The following is a 17,191-nucleotide window of genomic DNA, read 5'->3' on the forward strand; positions in this document are numbered from 1 at the left end:
AAATTTACTAAATTAGATCTATACTATCACAACTCATAAAAAAAAGCAGACCTATTGATTGCCTGCTTTCTCAAAAATTACCACCTATGAAATTAGAACTATCCTCTAGACTGTCTGTTTCATTTAATATTTTTTGCATTAACCAATCGTATTCTTCCATTAAATAAGGGATAAAAAATTCCGTTCCAGCTTTATTTCCTTCTTGCACTATGACATTCCAAACAATTTGATTGCAATAATCTACTAAATGATTCCAGTCGGCAAAACTCCAAATGATCTCAGAACAATCTAGGCTTGTAATGTGATAATAATTGTCGTCTTCTGCTCGAAAAATGAAGTCGACCCCAATAAGTGAAATATTATGTTGATAGCATATCCGGACAAAGTCCTCTGCATATTCGAGGGGTAAACACAAATTACCTTGCGCATCCAAATGCCCGTACTGCTCATACTCAAGTTTGATCCAATTAACCAGCATTTAGCCCCTAACTCCTTCGAGTATCGAATAGAAAAAACAGAGGGTATGCCTCTCTCTGATTTATCATTACATAAATATTATATCCTAAGAATATTCGCTCGATTGACTAAATTGTTATCAAACTTTGTCAGAATAAATACTTGTAAAATCGAAAAAGAAACACATAAAAAAGAAAGATATAAGCCGGAAAAAGAAAAATCTCATAGAATAAAAATCTATGAGATAATCTCTTACTTATTGCGCTTTTTTTGCAACTTGTGCTAATTCGCTGAATGCTTTTTCATCAAAAATTGCTAATTCCGCAAGCATTTTACGATTAATATCTACACCAGCTACTTTTAAGCCATGCATCAATTTGTTATAAGACAATCCATTCATCCGAGCAGCTGCATTAATACGTGTAATCCAAAGACGACGGAAATCGCGTTTGCGTTGACGACGGTCACGATACGCATACATCAATGATTTCATTACTTGTTGTTTTGCAGTACGGAACAAACGGTGTTTGGAACCGAAGTAACCACGAGCTAACTTGAGCACGCGTTTACGACGACGACGGGTAACTGTACCACCCTTAACTCTTGCCATGAAATTTCCCTCCTAGACGATCTATTTATAAGCTATTAATTGTTCGATACGTTTTGCATCACCTTTAGCCATAATTGCACTTTTACGCAAGTTGCGTTTTTGTTTCGCAGATTTACCTTCGAGCAAGTGGCTAGTAAATGCATGATTGCGTTTCACTTTACCAGTACCAGTTTTATTAAAACGTTTGGTAGCTGATTTTTTGGATTTCATTTTTGGCATCGCGTTTCTACTCCCTTCGATGTCAGTTTGACGATTTTGGAGTTAAGATCATGATCATTTGACGGCCTTCTAATTTAGGCTGTCTTTCAATATCAGAGATCTCTTTTACTTCTTGAGCCATACGAACTAACACACGACGACCTAGATCTTGGTGAGTGATCTCCCGTCCGCGGAAACGTATACTCAATTTGACTTTGTCTCCTTGCTCCAAAAACTTCACAACGTTTTTGAGTTTGGTTTGTACATCATGATCTTCAATAGAAGGACTCAGACGAACTTCTTTTAGTTGGACAATCTTTTGATTACGACGTGCTTCTTTTTCTCGTTTACTTTGCTCATAACGATATTTTCCATAATCCATGATTCTACAAACCGGTGGTTTCGCCTGTGGAGCTACATTGACGAGGTCGAGATTTTGTTCCTGAGCCATGCGCAGTGCTTCTCTAAGTGGTTGAATACCTAGCTGTTCACCATCTGCCCCAATGAGTCGCACTTCACGAGCGCGGATCGCTTCGTTGACCTGTTGCTGTTCTTTGCTAATAATTACACCTCCAGTAATGAAAAATGACAATACAAAAAGTGTGGACGAGAATCGCCCACACGTAAAATACTTAAGGTATTTCCTCAACTAACCTAGCAACAACCAATTTGCGTCGACCAGGTGAGAAGCGGGCGCTTCTTCTTAACACAATGGAATTATCTTAGCATGTCTGCTGCCCTTATGTCAAATGAGCACTTACATTTCCGTTGGAGCTTGTAAACCAAGTATACGAAGTGCTTCTTTCAATACTGTAGCAGTGGCATAAATCAGATTCATACGTGCTTGTTTATTTTCTTCATCTGATAAAATATGAATGTGTGCATAATACTGGTTTAAGCTTCGTGCCAGATCAAGGGCAAATCGAGTGATCTTAGATGGATCATATTCACGCCAAGCCAATTTTACTACTTGATCAAAATCTTTTAGCAAAGAAAGAATGGACCATGCTTCTTCATCTGGGATTTCTTGTGCCTCGCTGTTTGGAGTATATCCTCCTCTGCGAAGCAAAGAATGACAGCGTGCATGTGTGTATTGCAAATACGGCCCTGTTTCTCCATCAAAGTTGAGCATCGCCTCCATGGAAAACTCTACATCATTTGTACGGAAATGTTTTAAATCATGGAAAATAACCGCTCCAATCCCAACATCATGAGACACTTTTTCTTTCTCTACTAAAGTGGGATTTTTTTCTTCGATGATTTGCTTTGTCAACTCGATTGCGTTCTTAAGCGCATCTTCTAACAAAACAACGTGTCCTTTCCGTGTTGACATCTTTTTTCCGTTACGGAGCATCATCCCAAAGGCTACATGCTCCATATCTTTCGCCCATGTAAATCCAGCTTTTTCTAAAACCAGTTTAAGTTGCGTAAAATGCAGGCTCTGCTCACTGCCTACAACATAAAGGGATTTTGCAAAATTATATTCTTTTTTCCGGTAAAGGGCAGTCGCCAGATCTCTCGTAGCATATAGTGTGGCGCCATCTGACTTTTGGATTAAACAAGGTGGTAGTCCTTCCTCTTCTAATAAAACGACTTTCGCACCATCACTTTCGACAAGTAATCCTTTTTCTTCAAGCATTTCTACCACAGCATCCATCTTATCGGTGTAAAAAGCTTCCCCAGCGAAAGAATCAAATTTTACTCCTAACAAATCATAAATACGAGCAAATTCTTGCAGTGATTCTTCTCTAAACCATTCCCAAAGGGCATAGTTTTCTTCGTCTCCATTTTCTAATAACCGAAATGCTTCTCTGCCTGCTTCTTCCAGTTCTGGTTTGTCTGCTGCTTCTTCGTGAAAGCGCAGATAGAGTTTCATCAGCTCTGAAATAGGGTGCTGACGAACTGCTTCTTCGCTTCCCCACATCCGATAGGCAACAATTAATTTTCCAAACTGTGTTCCCCAATCTCCTAAATGATTGATTCGAACTGGGCGATATCCGTTTTTCTCCGCAATATTTGCAATAGCATTACCGATAACCGTAGATCGCAAGTGTCCCATCGAAAATGCTTTGGCAATATTAGGAGAAGACAGATCAACCGTAACAGAAGCTCCTTGTCCATTGTTATTTGTTCCAAATTGACTGCCTAATTGTAAAATCTCATCCAATATTTGTTTACTCGCAACTCGCTTATGAAGAAACACATTCACATATGGACCAACCGCTTGTACATTTTGAAACAACTCATGTTCCATTTTATCTGCCAGCTCAGCAGCGATTACATTTGGTGCTTTTTTCAATTTTTTTGCTAATAGAAAACAAGGGAATGCATAGTCTCCTAAATTTTGTTTACGCGGTTTTTCTATTAACTTCGCTATCTCTTCTTCTTTCAACCCATACTCCAACGAAGCTGCCAACTGTTCAGCAAATAGTTGTTTATAGTCCATTTTGACCTCCTAAATATAAAAAAACACTCATCCCCTAAAAGGAGACGAGCGTCTTAATGCCCGCGGTACCACTCCGCTTGTGCCCAAAGCACCACTTTACCCTTGTTAACGAGGTGTTCCCCGATCAGTAGTTTAACAGAATGCGTTTCAGAAAATCGATATACTGAGCTTCCACCATCCTCAGTTCGCTAGGATATCTGCATCTCTTACTCGTTCTTCACCGATATTAGTAGATAATTTTTATATATACCAAACTAAAATACCATTGGTCAAGCTTATTCTTTAGAAGTGGTGATATTTCGCGCTCATTCTTTATCATTTGGAAACATATTTAATCACTGTATGATTCAAATCATGGGTTTTCTCACTCGCATTTTAAGAATGGAAAATTGACTGTTATCATCATATTCGCTAGAATATAGTTAATTGTTTGAACCCCTACTCACAGAATGAGAAAAGCGCCATGTCTACTGACTGCACTCGTGAAAACGTTATGCGCATCGTCACCTCGTACACCGAAAGCGCAATTCGGTACGAGGAGATGACGGCAGACGAAGCCGAGAAGCACCTCTCCCTTTTCAAACAGGTGACCGCCGAGATGGAGAAACTGGACTCCCTGACATTCGAGCAGCTCGTCGAACTCGTCGTCAAGCACGCCTGCGTCAGCTATGAGCAATTCACACAGTACATCGACTTGAAACGAGCCGATCTGAACCCATTCGTGCGCATGGCTGAAACGGGTCTGTTGTGGCTGGAACCGACGATCGGGCTTTTGGTCGTGACCAAGGCGAAGCATGAAGGCAAGTACTGGGATCGCCTCATCTATGGCTACCCGTACAACGAGGTCATCTCGGACTACTTCATACAGAGGCTGAGGTAGGGAAAACTCTGTTGAGCTGCATCTTGATGATGCAGCTCAACAGCCCAATTCATTATTCTTTTCTTTGTTATTCCTCACCCATTTATCGCTCGAAGCGAGATATCTACATATTTCTCCCCGATTATACTCCATATCGATTTTCCCAATCTTTTCTTTCTGCATTTCTTAAAAATTTTTCAACATTCTGTTAATGTACAATCTTTTGGAGGACACAACTGCTTTGATGATATAAAATATATCCAAGAAGTACTATACCCCTACTCGAAGAAAGCGAGAAAACATCGTGGCCATCAACCGTGAAGCTGCTTTGAACCTCTTCGCTAAGGAATGCTGGTCGGGTCTCAACATCCTGATCACCAGGGTGACTGCCGAGGTGGAACGCAACTCCTCCCTGACATTCCCGCAACTCGTGGCGCTCGTCGCCAAGCACTCCAAAGTGAGCGTCGCGCAGATCGAGCGGTACCTCTCGGAGAGCAAGTCCATGATGACAGCGCTCATGTACAGGGACAATCTGGAGTGGCTGGTTCCAATGGTCAGTGTGCTCATGCTGGTCGACATCAAGCAGCGTGACAAGGACTGGAGTTCTGATGACTTCACTGACGCGTTCGAGGGAGTGATCTCGGACTACTTCTTGCAGTTCCTTGTGAAGTAGGGAACCTGTTGAGTTGTCCCTCGATCACATCATCGAGAGACAGCTCAACAGTCCGATTAATTATTATCACAATATTCAATCTATAAATAAAAAAGCAATAGTCAACGATGACCAATGCTTTTTATCAGTAAACCTCTAACCTTTTGAACCCATATTAAGATATGAATCAACATCCCCTTGCTCATTTATCGCTTGAAGAGAGACATCTACATATTTTTTTCCGTTATATTCCATAGCAATCTCCCCAGTTTTTATACCATTTATGGACAACTGTTGTTTTGCTGACCAAATTTGTTCTGCTAATTGATTTGTTTGATAAGATGCAAAAGGTTGATTTAGTTTCACATGAATCAACAATGTCGGATCTTGAAGATTATTTTCTGTTTTCTTTGCATGTTGGAGTCCGTACTTATAATCTGGTAATTTATCTGCCGGAACATCCCACGTTTCGTCTGAATGAAATTTTAACTCTGATGTCACGTGAGAAGAAATAGGCGCAAATACATCAGTCATCAAGGGTGTTATCTCCTGATTTACTTGCTTTGTCCACAATGGCTGTAATGTATCGGTGGATACACCACTCGCACATCCTGCTAATAAAACAAGAAAAGGAGTACAAAAAACAAAAGTCTTAAACATTCTACCAATCAAGATGTTCATTTTCCTTTCTAGTCTTGCCATGTTATAAAGACAATAAAATTATACTTTTTGCGAAGATTCAGGACAATCGTTTTTTTGAGTCGTTCACAAACCTGATAAAGGTAACGATGAGAAATACCTCTCTATTAAACAGCTTTATTCTTCCATTTGAAAATCTCATCCACTAACCAATAAGTTGGTCCAAATAACAATGCCAATTTCCAACCTTGAGATGGCAAGAACAGAGCAAGACTCACACCAGTAAGAACAAGAAAAGATAAAATCGTTTGAACTATGAAAGAAAAACGTTTGATTAGAAAATCAATAAACAGTGAGATAGGTACAAAAATAATACTGGAAAATAAAATAAAGAAGATGGCGTAAGTCAGAGCTCCTCCACCCCAGCTAATCAACAAAAAGATAAAAACAATAACAGCTTGAATGAGCCAACTATAAATTTTCTTTCTGACCACTACTTCCACTCCATCTGTTTTTTATCAAAGTAATTAGCACGAAGATACATTATTTAGTTAAATGATACTATTTCAGAATAAAAATAACAAAGTTCGGTCTTTTTATGATACCATTATTCGATTTTTTACATTACCGCAATATTCTGGATTATGATACACTGACACTACAACTAGGTGACCATTTTGGAGGTTAAGGATGACCGCCCAGTCGGAAAACCCGGCAACCGTTGAGATCATGACCGACGAAACCGGACAGAAGTTTCTGTCTGGAAACTGCCCCGTGTGTGGACAGGGTGCCTATCGAGAGTTCGACATCATGTCCGATGCGGACGTGATGCTCGACTGGAAGAAGAGGCATCCGCTTGAATGCGGAAAGAAACCTTCGTCCTGACTCAAGAAGTAACTCTTCCCAAGGCAGGTCTCATCTCCTGACTTCGGTCACATATGGTTCTGTGGTGTCAAAACGTCACCACAGAACCGGAGCTTTTGCGACAAGGGGACGGTTCTCTTGTCGCATTCGTATTAATCAGCGAAAATATCAAAATTTTTCCCTTGGACAAAAGTAGTTCCATTTCCCATATCTGTCACTTCTGCATCTAGTAAATCAAATTCAATTTTTTGATCATCAATACTCGTGATCGTTAGCCTTGACGTTTTCCTTGTTTGAAAAGAAGGTCTCTCATATGGTTTCTTATCAAAGAAATACTCCATTCTCAGCTCATCTGCTCCAAGTGTCACCTTTGATCCACTGTAAAACCGCCACTGAGGGCTCATTTGGATTGACTCTACAAAATCTCTCACCTTGTCTCTATTGCCTTCCACACATAATTTCAGTGCCATTTCGATCACAATCCTTTTCCTTTTATTTTTGAAACCGCCCAATTTCCATTCGAATCAACGCATGAATAAAGCGTTCCTCATCTTCCAAACCATTTGGAAAGAGAATATACAAGAAAGCTACATCAATTATTTATACAAAGGGGGGATAAAGATGGTGTCTGGTGATCCAGCAGATTAACTAAAAAGCAAGACTTGCGGTTTCTTAATTTCAATTACTGCAATCACAAAAACGCTTTCTACTATTCTGCGTAGAAAGCGTTTATTTTTATTTAAATGAGAAAGCATATTCCTTGTAATAACGGCAAAATATTATTTTCATAATTCACCGTCCCCCTTTAGAAAATCACTATTTTTATGAAAACAATAATAATAATTATAATTTTAATAATATAGTGAAAATTCATTGCATTTTCTTTCCCTCATGTTAGAATATTTTGGCAGATGGAAGTTACATGACACTTGAACGTTATAGCTAATGAAAACATGATCCCATTAGGAGGAGAAAATGGACATTAAAAAGGCTGTTTCGCTTATCAATCCAAAGGATTACATGCTACAAGAAAATGGGGATTTGCTAACACAGACTACTAAACCTCAAGCAATTGAAAGCGGTTTAAATATACTTGAAATTCATGAAGGTCAAAGTGTATTAGAAATTGGGACGGGTTCGGCTTATAGTACTGCATTGCTAGCTACTTTAGTTGGAGAAACCGGAAGGGTTATATCCGTTGACATTGATCCAAGTCTTACACAAAGAGCGAAACATAAACTATCTGATTACCCTTGGGTGACTTGTATCACAGGCGATGGAAGACAGGGATATGAGCCTTCTGCTCCTTATGATCGCATCATCGCATGGACAACTCCCGACTCCTTCCCTAGTCACTGGATAGAACAAATAAAAGAAAAAGGAATGATTGATTCATTTCTTCCTTTTTCGCTTTTCTCAATACGTACAAGGTAATATCTCCTCTGATTCTAAGAATAAATTATTTACTTATTATCATGATTATATCTATTTGTCGAGCAAATCACACTTCGTCGAAAGCCGTTGATCGTTGATAGAAAAAATAAAGCAGTACACAAATATGCTGATAGAAAACTGGCGGAACGGGGCTGCATTGGATGATGTCCTCTGATCTCTCTTATGAAGCGGATAGGACGAATGAACGAGTACACGGGCGCGACTTGAGATGTTTTTTGAACAGCAAATTGATCATTTTATTCAACTCGTTCAACAAGGAGTGGAACAAGGAGAAATCCGTAACGATCTTCCAGCATAAATCCATAAATCATCTAAATGTATTTCACAACATCTATATATTATTATTTTTATTATGTTAATATTAAGATAATAGCTAAATATTCTTTTAACATAAGGAGATGCTGTCATCTATGAGTACCTATGTATTGGTTCATGGCACTAGTCACACAGGAGAATGTTGGAATCAAGTCATTCATCATCTTGAACAGCATGGACACGATGCTTATGCACCAACGGTTGGAGGCAATGAACCCAATGGAAATAAGTATGTTACTTATGATGAAGCAATAGAGCACGTTGTATCTTATATTAAAAAACGAGATTTACATAATATCATTTTACTAGGACACAGTTTGGGTGGAACACATATTCAACAAATAGCACAAAAAATTCCTGATCGAATAAAACGTCTGATCTTTTTAGGGGGAGTAGTATCCCTTCATGAAAAATCTGTTGCCGAAAGTCTTGATGGTGTAGTCGATCTTGGAGCATTACTCCCTGATGCCGTGCTTGGAGAACCAGTTGAAATACAATTTCCTATTTGGCGAGATGTTTTTATCAATGATGGAGATCTAGACACTGCAAAAAAAGCATATGAAACATTAACATCCAATCCGACCACTCTTTTCATCGAAAAACTAAATCTTTCAAAATTTTATTCATTAGATATACCCAAAACTTACTTACATGGTTCTATAGATACTGTCGTTAATTTCCGTGCATATGAAAAAATGGCTGGAAGACTTGGTCTTCATCGTTTTCATCAATATGATGGCAGTCATGAAGCTATGTTCACCATACCAAAAGAACTAGCAGAAAAAATTATTTTAGCTGGACAAGACTAAAAGTACAAGTAGCTATGCGACAAGAGAACCGTCCCCTTGTCGCACTATTTTAATTGAATTTTTAATTTTGGATAGTCTGATGACTTTTGTTTAATAAATTGTTGTTTCTATTTTTCAGATATTTATCAAAAAAAGTAGTTATATAAGCGTTTGTGATCTGCAAACCACGTTTTCCATTAATCGTTCCAAACACACCCAAGACCTTTAATATAGGCGAAAAAAAGACAGCATTATCTAAAAAGCTGGGGTGGGCTGCTTTGGGAATCTCTACTAGATACCCATCTTTCTTTAGACCATTATAACCACCCTGTATTTTTTCATATTCTTGAAAATAGCCTTCACTTTTCTGATGATGACTCATAATAAACATAAACGGTTTTTTGGGGAATTTTTTGACACCGTACAAGTAACCATCCATATCAATACCAGCCTTAATTCGATCATCAAGTGAACTTACTTCAGCAGCAGTTGCTTCTCCAAAAGAGTGTCCAAAAACCCCTATACTCTTCATATCAATACGTCCAGTCCACATGCTTCCCTGAATAATATTCATCTCAGAAAATTTATTAATTGCAAATCTCATATCATCAGCCCATGTTTTAATCATTTTGGAACCAACTCTATTCATCTGCTTATCTGTTAGATCATTATCCGGCATTGTCCCTTCAGGTGTCTTATAGGCAACACTTCCATCTGAAAACACAACAGGATCAGAACTATAGGTTGGATTTACCCCAACAACAATATAACCATGACTCGCAAGATTCTCGGCTAATGTAGTGTAGTTAAACACTATATTGCCCATTCCCGGTTCAAAAACGATTAAAGGATAAGTCTTTTGTCTCGTTGATAAAGGCACATCCTGAATAGAATTAGTATGGATCGTTTTAAAATTCTGCTGTAAATATGGTAAACCCGAAACCTTTTCTTGCATAATTCCCCATTTATCCGGAAAATACTCTGTTTTTTTAGCATTTTTGTTTAGTTTCGCAGGGTACCAAATCCATATTGACAATTTTCTTTTCATGCCTTTTGTTTTGGAGTATTTCTCATTTCGAGATTTATCAATCCAATCATACCCAATTCTAGCTACTGGAAACTTACCCGTAGGTTTTGGCAATACCAGGGGTTTATTTCTTTCCGTTAAAAAATAGACTGATAACAAAACAACCACTACTAATCCTATTATGCTTAGTAATAGAAACCATCTTAGTAAACTTCTTTTGGAGATCATATCTAGTAACACCTTCTTTTTTAAGAGCATTGTTTTGGAGCATCACCAATTCTAAAACCTTATCGTTTTTGGAGAACGTTAATTATTCTCTTCATAATACCTTTTTTATTGAAAGTCATCAATATTTTATTGATATTCGATAAAAATATCTGAAGTAGATGTGTGAACAATCCAATAAATAAGGGGCACATTCCGGATTTCTAAAGGGGAATCTATTATGAAAAAGGTTTTCTTTTATAATCCAAAAGCCAAAAAAAGCGCCAAAGGAATTGTTCCTTTGACGCATTGATTTTACTTTCAGTCATTCGTCTACTTCAAATCTCTCCGAAATTTTTCTCCATCAATATGTCGAACCCCATGCACTGCATCTTTAGGACTAACGGCATCTATACGAGCTAAATCATCAGCTGTTAATTCAATACAAACAGAAGCTGCATTCTCTTCCAAATATTTGATTCGTTTGGTTCCCGGTATAGGCAAAGCTCCATTTTCCATTGTCCATGCTAATGCCAATTGGGAAGGAGTACAGTTTTTCTCTTCAGCAATTTCTTTGATTTTATCCACGATATCCACATTTTTTTGGAAGTTCTCCTTATGGAAACGCGGAATATACCTGCGTACATCATTAGTTTCTAGATCTTCAAATTTACGAAGTTCACCGGATATAAATCCTCTGCTTAATGGACTGTAGGCTACATGAGTAATTCCCAATTCCCTTACAGCAGGCAGTATTTCATCTTCGATTTCTCTACTCCAAAGTGAATATTCGGTTTGTAAAGCAGATATTGGATGTATGGCATGTGCACGGCGAATGTCAGATGCAGAAGCTTCAGAAAGACCGAGATAACGAACTTTTCCCGCTTGAACAAGATCAGCCATTGCTCCAACTGTTTCTTCAATAGGAACAGTTGGATCTACTCGATGTTGGTAATACAGATCAATGTATTCCATTCCTAACCGACGGAGACTTTCATCCACTGCTTCCTTAACATAATCTGGATGACCGTTTATCCCTGCAAAATTAGGAAGATAAGCAAACTTTGTGGATACAATCGCTTGACTTCTACGGCCTTTGAGAGCTTTACCAAGTAATTGCTCATTGTGGCCATTGCCGTAAATATCAGCGGTATCGAGTAATGTAACGCCTAATTCCAGAGCATGATGTATGGTTTTAATGGATTGCTCATCATCCGCTTGACCATAACTCCCTGACATTCCCATTAAACCCAATCCAATAAAAGGAACAAGCAAATCACTATTGCCAAGTTTTCTCGTTTTCATGATGTCAACCATCCTTTTTTTCTTGAAGTTGAAACCATAGTAACATGAAACAAATACAACGTAAACAAAAAATACTATTTTTGTATATTTGACTCATTTTGTATTTGTTGTATATAATCTAAGCAGATGTTCGATAAACTAAGCAGAAAGGGGGATCACAAGTTTGAGAGAAAAAAACAAAGTTACGAACAAACAAAACGAGACAAGAGGCAAGCTTACACAAAGGTTGATACCTTATGTAAGAAAAAATGGTTTCCAGTCCTTACGTATGGAAGAAATAGCTAAAATAATGGATGTAAGCAGGGCTACCTTATATAAATACTTTCCGTCAAAAGAAGAGATTGTTGGGTGTATCGTGAGTTTCTATGTGGATTATATTAAAAATCTTATAGAGGATTCAGTAGATGCAGATCAAAGATTTGGTTTTCGCTTCCAGGAGCTATTTGAGCAATCCGTTTTAGTTGCCGAATACATTACTGATATTTTTTTAGAAGAACTCGAAAGCAATTATCCAGAGAATTATGATCGACTAATGGAAGCCTTGAAACTTAGAGAACAACAAATATTGGCTTTTTTAGATGAAGGAAAACAAGCAGGCATATTTAATGAGATCAATGGCAAACTATTCATTCTGCAAGATGAATTGCTGCGAAACATGCAGGATGTCAAATATTTAATGGTTAATAATTTAACCCCGCAACAAGTAATCTTTGAATATTACAGGTTGAAAAAACTCCAATTATTTAAACCCGATAAACTTCAAGCTGTAGACGATACAAAAATGATGTCAAAAGCAGAATACATGGCTCAAAAAATTACCAAAAATCTGTATAAAAATTACTAAAGATAGCAAAGTCGCTATCTTTTTTATTTCCTGTATATCATCAAATGATAAATGAAACTAGCAAAAAAATTTCAAAACGCAGTTCCCTATAAACATTGAAAAAGGCTGTGTGTGGAAATGACAAAAAACTAGCTTCGATCAGATGAAACCAAGACGTGTCCAGTGATCAAGTGCCGAAACTATTTTATTAATCAATGCAATCCCATACCCAGTTGCATACAAATAAAAAACGTTTATTTATGTTTCCATACACCTCTCATTTCCAAAATGTGTATACAATTATTAACTAATAGGAAAACTGGATACTAAGTTATTTCTAGGAGCTTATTTACAAATGAAACCCATATCTTATACCAAAACCAAGCGTTCTCAGATAACTAAAACGAAAGAGAAAGACAACCATACTGATGCACATGGTCTAAAAAAAGAACTCCAAGACAATATCCAGCAAATCACAAAATCCCTTGGGCAGAGCCCAGATATCATAGTAAGAGAATGGCACTTCGGTAATGACAAAGTGGCAATTATTTATACCTCAGGTCTAGCGGATGTTAAGTTAGTCAATCAATTTATTATGGAACCTTTAATGTCACATAACGAAGACAATCATTCTCTCTCAATACCATCATCAGACGAAGATGTGCTAGACACAATAAAAAAATTATTACTCCCAATCGGTGGTGTCCGAGATACGGCGGACTTTGACACCCTGTTAACGGCAATTTTATCTGGGGATACTGTTCTTTTATGTCAAGGATATGATCGCTGCTTGTTGCTCACTTCTAGAGGCTGGGAACAGCGCGCAATTGAGGAACCTACTTCTCAAACGGTCATACGAGGTCCAAAAGAAGGATTTACCGAAAATATTGCCACCAATATCGTCTTAGTACGTCGGAAGATCAAAGATCCTAATTTATGGCTTGAGAATTTCCAAGTAGGTCGTGTTACAAAAACCCCTGTCTCCATTATGTATATCAATGGCATTGTCAAGGAGGAAGTGGTTAAAGAAGTTCGGAATCGAATCGAACGCATTGAAATAGATGGCATATTAGAAAGCGGATACATTGAAGAGTTAATCCAAGATAAAACATTTACACTTTTTCCTACGATATATAATACCGAAAGACCGGATACCATTGCTAGTGGATTATTAGAGGGTCGAGTCGCTATTTTGGTTGATGGAACACCCTTTGTGCTTTTGGTTCCAGCTGTTTTTTCCCAATTTTTCCAAACAGCGGAGGATTATTATCAACGTGCTGATATTTCCACCCTCCTACGTTTGCTTCGTTATCTTGCTCTGTTTATTTCTATGCTAGGCCCTTCTATGTATATTGCGATTACAACCTTTCATCAAGATATGCTGCCGCCTCAGCTTTTAATCAGTTTATCTGCACAACGAGAGGGAATACCATTTCCAGCTTTCATTGAAGCATTTTTGATGGAACTTACGTTTGAACTTTTACGTGAAGCAGGAACCCGTTTACCAAGAGCAGTAGGACAAGCGATCTCTATTGTAGGGGCGTTAGTCATTGGTCAAGCAGCAATTCAAGCTGGTATCGTTTCCCCTGCGATGGTTATTGTGGTTTCTATCACAGCGATTGCCAGTTTCACGATTCCTTCTTATAACATGGCGATCGCCTTTCGAATCTTACGTTTTGGATTTATGGCTCTAGCAGCTTCTTTTGGTTTATTTGGTATTGTCGCAGGTTTCATTTTACATATCCAAAGTAACTGTAATTTGCGGTCTTTTGGGTTACCATTCTTATACCCATTTGCTCCCGCCAATTCAGAAGATAAAAAAGATTCCTTGTATCTGCGTGTTCCTTGGTGGAAAATGACAAAACGTCCTAAAATCGCAAAGGAACAAAATATACATCGAGAAAATAGTTCGTCTGCCTCGAAATCAGAGCCAGAAGGAAGTGGTTAATACGAAGAGGTTCATCAAGATATTTATTTTTATCATCTGTACGATACTTATCGTTGGATGCTGGAATCGTCGCGAGCTAAATGATCTGGCAGTTGCGGTGGCAATTGGAGTGGATAAAGCAGGGAAGAAAATTTTATTGACAGATCAGATCCTTATTCCAGAAGCCATTTCAGGACAAAAGAATTCCAATATTGCTCCTGTTGTATTGTTTCAATCAAAAGGAGAAGGGATACAAGAGGCTGCAAGAAAATTGACAAATCGAGTCACAAGAAAAATATACGTCGGGCAACTGCAAATACTCGTTTTTGGAGAGGAATTTGCCAAACAGGGATTAAGTAAGGTTCTAGATCACATCATACGAGACCATGAATATCGAAGAGATTTTTATGTGGCAATAGCTAAAAATCATGAAGCGCAAGATGTTTTAAAAGTGTTCACAACTCTGGAAAAGACACCTGCAAAGAAACTGAAATCTGCCCTTGAAGTCTCATCCAAAGCATGGGGAGAAACCACAGCAGTTAAAATTGACGACTTTATTTCTACTATTATCAGCAAGGGAAAAGAACCAGTATTATCAGGAATTAAAATAACTGGTGATCAAAAGTTTCTAAATGAGAATGAAAATGCAGAGAAAATCTCTACCCCCCTCAGACTATCCTACTCGGAGCTGGCTGTTTTTAAAAAAGATAAACTACTTGGTTGGTTAAATCAGACTGACAGTATTGGATTCAATTACACTCAAGGAAACATAAAAAGTACTTCTGTCCTTCTAACTTGTCCAAAAGACAGCAGCAAAAACATAACGGTAGAACTACTCCGCACAAAAAATGATACAAATGTGACCATGAAGCATGATAAACCGGTAATTCATCTCAAATTAAAAACAGAAGGTGTTATTAGTGATGCACAATGTGAAATGGATTTTACAACACCATCCACCATCACACTAGTAGAACAACTTACGGAAAGACAGATTAAAAACTCTATCGTCTCTTCGATAAATACCGTACAACAAAAATATAAATCGGATATTTTTGGATTTGGAGAAGAAGTCGAGAGAAGTTCCCCTGAATATTGGGAACGAGTGAAAAAGAATTGGGATCAAGTATTTTCCGGTATCGAAGTAAAGGTTGAAGTAAAATCAAAAATTCGACAAATGTATAAAACCTCAAAATCTCTATCGGAAAGAATGAAGGAGTAAATACAGTGTGGTTTGCTATCATTACTCTAGTAGTTGGAACCATCATTGCAGCAATTGAAGGTCCATCTCTTATCAAACAAAAAAAACGAAAAGAATTATATACATTTTCTATTTTGCTGCTTGCTGGAATATCACTAAATATCGTCATAAGTATCGGAATCGAAGTTCCGACTCCACTAGAATGGATTAAATTAATGTATGGATATTAACAAGGAACAAGAGAGGTTTTTTTGCTAATGGTTATAAAAGAAAAAATCCATGCCGCTCAATTTCAAAAAATGATTAGCATGTACATCATTGGTACCTCCATCCTATTGATTCCTTCCTTACTCGCTGCTGAAGCCAAACAAAACGCATGGATTTCCGCTATTATTGGAATGAGTGCTGGACTTTTGCTAGTTTGGCTTTATAGTATTTTGGCCCATATGTTTCCTGAAAAGACCTTAATAGAATTAAGTAAAGAAATTTTAGGAAAACGGTTGGGTACCATCCTTTCCATTCTATTTTTTTCGTTTTCCCTTATTCTAAACACGCTTGTCCTGCGAAATCTCGGTGATTTTCTTTCAGCATCTATGTTACCGGAAACGCCAATTGCGGCCATCCACATTGTATACTTATGTATTGTGGTAATTGGGGTTCGGTATGGAATTTCCAATATAGCCCGAACTGCGGATCTCTTTTTTCCGTGGATAGTTTCGCTTTTTTTCATATTCGTCCTATTGCTGATCCCTAAATTCGAATGGAAACACCTTCAACCCGTACTAGCAAAAGGAGTAATCCCTGTTTTAAAATCTTCATTCCCTTATATTGGGTTTCCCTTTCTGGAATTAATCTTATTACTAATGATTTTCCCATGTGTAGAAAATCCAAAAAAAGCAGGAAAAGCATTTTTTACCGGAACATTGCTTGGCGGGCTTGTCTTATTAACCATTACTTTGGTAAGTATTTTAGTTTTAGGCGCTGAGAGCTCCGCTAACGATATCTATGCAAGTTTTGAATTAGCAAAGAAAATTGAAATAGGTGAATTTATTCAAAGGATAGAAGCTATAATTGCCCTCATTTGGTTTATCACCATCTTCTTTAAGATAGCCATTTGTTTTTATATAACAGTAGTTTGTCTTTCCCAAACGTTAAATCTCTCCGATTATCGACCGCTTATACTGCCAATGGCCATGATCTTATTTGCATTATCAATCATCATCATTCCTAATTTAAGTTATCTTATTTCATTTAATACTACTATTTGGCCGCTCTATGCCTTGACATTTGGATTTATTTTTCCCTTACTTTTGCTAGGAGTGGCACTAATCAAAAGGAAATTTGCTAAAGAAAAATTATCTTAAAGAATGTACGTCTAGGACTCAGATTGCCCGCATTTATCATCCATGTATCATCAACCTG

At 37.7% G+C, this 17,191-nt stretch carries 20 protein-coding genes and 1 other annotated feature; of the genes, 10 read left to right on the forward strand and 10 right to left on the reverse strand.

Features of this window, described 5'->3' with window-relative positions:
* Positions 1-70: 70 nt before the first annotated feature.
* The 5 genes from AC5WOC_RS15310 to argS form a co-directional block, all read right to left on the reverse strand.
* Positions 71-478, reverse strand: a complete 408-nt coding sequence (locus tag AC5WOC_RS15310; RefSeq protein ID WP_496056285.1) for a hypothetical protein — start codon at positions 476-478, stop codon at positions 71-73.
* 234 nt (positions 479-712) lie between these two features.
* On the reverse strand, positions 713-1,066 hold the full coding sequence (gene rplT / locus AC5WOC_RS15315; RefSeq protein WP_496056286.1) for a 50S ribosomal protein L20: 354 nt from the start codon (positions 1,064-1,066) through the stop codon (positions 713-715).
* A gap of 21 nt (positions 1,067-1,087) precedes the next feature.
* Entirely contained in the window at positions 1,088-1,285 is a 198-nt protein-coding gene (gene rpmI / locus AC5WOC_RS15320; protein WP_496056287.1) for a 50S ribosomal protein L35, read from the reverse strand.
* A gap of 22 nt (positions 1,286-1,307) precedes the next feature.
* On the reverse strand, positions 1,308-1,856 hold the full coding sequence (infC, locus tag AC5WOC_RS15325; protein WP_496056288.1) for a translation initiation factor IF-3: 549 nt from the start codon (positions 1,854-1,856) through the stop codon (positions 1,308-1,310).
* Positions 1,853-1,975 (reverse strand) — a sequence feature (ribosomal protein L20 leader region). Its footprint overlaps the gene before it by 4 nt.
* 46 nt (positions 1,976-2,021) lie before the next feature.
* On the reverse strand, positions 2,022-3,710 hold the full coding sequence (gene argS, locus AC5WOC_RS15330; protein ID WP_496056289.1) for an arginine--tRNA ligase: 1,689 nt from the start codon (positions 3,708-3,710) through the stop codon (positions 2,022-2,024).
* 463 nt (positions 3,711-4,173) lie between these two features.
* Between argS and AC5WOC_RS15335 the strand changes: the two genes are divergently transcribed.
* Positions 4,174-4,590, forward strand: coding sequence for a hypothetical protein (locus tag AC5WOC_RS15335; protein WP_496056290.1), 417 nt, complete (start codon positions 4,174-4,176; stop codon positions 4,588-4,590).
* A gap of 283 nt (positions 4,591-4,873) precedes the next feature.
* A complete protein-coding gene (locus tag AC5WOC_RS15340) occupies positions 4,874-5,242 on the forward strand; it encodes a hypothetical protein (RefSeq protein WP_496056291.1) in 369 nt (122 codons plus the stop codon).
* A 135-nt stretch (positions 5,243-5,377) separates the two neighbouring features.
* On the opposite strand, the gene AC5WOC_RS15345 is transcribed toward AC5WOC_RS15340, so the two are convergent.
* Together AC5WOC_RS15345 and AC5WOC_RS15350 are read right to left on the reverse strand one after the other, a co-directional pair.
* The gene (locus AC5WOC_RS15345) at positions 5,378-5,902 is read right to left on the reverse strand and encodes a hypothetical protein (protein WP_496056292.1); all 525 of its coding nucleotides are present in this window, start codon (positions 5,900-5,902) and stop codon (positions 5,378-5,380) included.
* Between the two features lie 125 nt (positions 5,903-6,027).
* A complete protein-coding gene (locus AC5WOC_RS15350; protein ID WP_496056293.1) occupies positions 6,028-6,354 on the reverse strand; it encodes a hypothetical protein in 327 nt (108 codons plus the stop codon).
* Between the two features lie 196 nt (positions 6,355-6,550).
* On the opposite strand from AC5WOC_RS15350, the gene AC5WOC_RS15355 reads away from it, so the two are divergent.
* Positions 6,551-6,745 carry a hypothetical protein gene (locus tag AC5WOC_RS15355; protein ID WP_496056294.1) on the forward strand — a complete coding sequence of 65 codons (195 nt, stop codon included), beginning with the start codon at positions 6,551-6,553 and terminating at the stop codon, positions 6,743-6,745.
* Between the two features lie 131 nt (positions 6,746-6,876).
* On the opposite strand, the gene AC5WOC_RS15360 is transcribed toward AC5WOC_RS15355, so the two are convergent.
* Positions 6,877-7,194: a hypothetical protein gene (locus AC5WOC_RS15360; protein ID WP_496056295.1), complete on the reverse strand. Its 318-nt coding sequence runs from the start codon at positions 7,192-7,194 to the stop codon at positions 6,877-6,879.
* A 505-nt stretch (positions 7,195-7,699) separates the two neighbouring features.
* Between AC5WOC_RS15360 and AC5WOC_RS15365 the strand changes: the two genes are divergently transcribed.
* Both AC5WOC_RS15365 and AC5WOC_RS15370 read left to right on the forward strand, forming a co-directional pair.
* A complete protein-coding gene (locus tag AC5WOC_RS15365) occupies positions 7,700-8,158 on the forward strand; it encodes a protein-L-isoaspartate O-methyltransferase family protein (RefSeq protein WP_496056296.1) in 459 nt (152 codons plus the stop codon).
* 431 nt (positions 8,159-8,589) lie between these two features.
* Positions 8,590-9,303 carry an alpha/beta fold hydrolase gene (locus AC5WOC_RS15370; RefSeq protein ID WP_496056297.1) on the forward strand — a complete coding sequence of 238 codons (714 nt, stop codon included), beginning with the start codon at positions 8,590-8,592 and terminating at the stop codon, positions 9,301-9,303.
* Positions 9,304-9,364: 61 nt separating this feature from the next.
* On the opposite strand, the gene AC5WOC_RS15375 is transcribed toward AC5WOC_RS15370, so the two are convergent.
* Positions 9,365-10,537: an alpha/beta hydrolase family protein gene (locus tag AC5WOC_RS15375; RefSeq protein WP_496056298.1), complete on the reverse strand. Its 1,173-nt coding sequence runs from the start codon at positions 10,535-10,537 to the stop codon at positions 9,365-9,367.
* A gap of 309 nt (positions 10,538-10,846) precedes the next feature.
* Positions 10,847-11,818, reverse strand: a complete 972-nt coding sequence (locus AC5WOC_RS15380) for an aldo/keto reductase (protein ID WP_496056299.1) — start codon at positions 11,816-11,818, stop codon at positions 10,847-10,849.
* A gap of 163 nt (positions 11,819-11,981) precedes the next feature.
* On the opposite strand from AC5WOC_RS15380, the gene AC5WOC_RS15385 reads away from it, so the two are divergent.
* The 5 genes from AC5WOC_RS15385 to AC5WOC_RS15405 all read left to right on the forward strand — a co-directional run bounded on the left by AC5WOC_RS15385 (position 11,982) and on the right by AC5WOC_RS15405 (position 17,133).
* Positions 11,982-12,662, forward strand: coding sequence for a TetR/AcrR family transcriptional regulator (locus tag AC5WOC_RS15385; RefSeq protein ID WP_496056300.1), 681 nt, complete (start codon positions 11,982-11,984; stop codon positions 12,660-12,662).
* A gap of 334 nt (positions 12,663-12,996) precedes the next feature.
* Positions 12,997-14,589 (forward strand): spore germination protein, encoded by a 1,593-nt coding sequence (locus AC5WOC_RS15390; RefSeq protein WP_496056301.1) that lies wholly within the window; start codon positions 12,997-12,999, stop codon positions 14,587-14,589.
* A complete protein-coding gene (locus AC5WOC_RS15395) occupies positions 14,582-15,790 on the forward strand; it encodes a Ger(x)C family spore germination protein (RefSeq protein ID WP_496056302.1) in 1,209 nt (402 codons plus the stop codon). Before AC5WOC_RS15390 ends, AC5WOC_RS15395 begins: the two co-directional genes overlap by 8 nt.
* Before the next feature lie 5 nt (positions 15,791-15,795).
* Positions 15,796-15,999 (forward strand): hypothetical protein, encoded by a 204-nt coding sequence (locus tag AC5WOC_RS15400; protein ID WP_496056303.1) that lies wholly within the window; start codon positions 15,796-15,798, stop codon positions 15,997-15,999.
* A gap of 27 nt (positions 16,000-16,026) precedes the next feature.
* A complete protein-coding gene (locus tag AC5WOC_RS15405; protein WP_496056508.1) occupies positions 16,027-17,133 on the forward strand; it encodes a GerAB/ArcD/ProY family transporter in 1,107 nt (368 codons plus the stop codon).
* The last annotated feature ends 58 nt before the right edge of the window (positions 17,134-17,191 follow it).

Source organism: Shimazuella sp. NTD247 (assembly GCF_059510415.1).

Bases quoted from the DNA above. Each gene is read 5' to 3' on its own strand.
- AC5WOC_RS15310 (WP_496056285.1), bottom strand. From the start codon at position 478: ATGCTGGTTAATTGGATCAAACTTGAGTATGAGCAGTACGGGCATTTG.
- rplT (WP_496056286.1), bottom strand. From the start codon at position 1,066: ATGGCAAGAGTTAAGGGTGGTACAGTTACCCGTCGTCGTCGTAAACGC.
- rpmI (WP_496056287.1), bottom strand. From the start codon at position 1,285: ATGCCAAAAATGAAATCCAAAAAATCAGCTACCAAACGTTTTAATAAA.
- argS (WP_496056289.1), bottom strand. From the start codon at position 3,710: ATGGACTATAAACAACTATTTGCTGAACAGTTGGCAGCTTCGTTGGAG.
- AC5WOC_RS15335 (WP_496056290.1), top strand. From the start codon at position 4,174: ATGTCTACTGACTGCACTCGTGAAAACGTTATGCGCATCGTCACCTCG.
- AC5WOC_RS15345 (WP_496056292.1), bottom strand. From the start codon at position 5,902: ATGAACATCTTGATTGGTAGAATGTTTAAGACTTTTGTTTTTTGTACT.
- AC5WOC_RS15355 (WP_496056294.1), top strand. From the start codon at position 6,551: ATGACCGCCCAGTCGGAAAACCCGGCAACCGTTGAGATCATGACCGAC.
- AC5WOC_RS15360 (WP_496056295.1), bottom strand. From the start codon at position 7,194: ATGGCACTGAAATTATGTGTGGAAGGCAATAGAGACAAGGTGAGAGAT.
- AC5WOC_RS15365 (WP_496056296.1), top strand. From the start codon at position 7,700: ATGGACATTAAAAAGGCTGTTTCGCTTATCAATCCAAAGGATTACATG.
- AC5WOC_RS15370 (WP_496056297.1), top strand. From the start codon at position 8,590: ATGAGTACCTATGTATTGGTTCATGGCACTAGTCACACAGGAGAATGT.
- AC5WOC_RS15375 (WP_496056298.1), bottom strand. From the start codon at position 10,537: ATGATCTCCAAAAGAAGTTTACTAAGATGGTTTCTATTACTAAGCATA.
- AC5WOC_RS15380 (WP_496056299.1), bottom strand. From the start codon at position 11,818: ATGAAAACGAGAAAACTTGGCAATAGTGATTTGCTTGTTCCTTTTATT.
- AC5WOC_RS15390 (WP_496056301.1), top strand. From the start codon at position 12,997: ATGAAACCCATATCTTATACCAAAACCAAGCGTTCTCAGATAACTAAA.
- AC5WOC_RS15405 (WP_496056508.1), top strand. From the start codon at position 16,027: ATGGTTATAAAAGAAAAAATCCATGCCGCTCAATTTCAAAAAATGATT.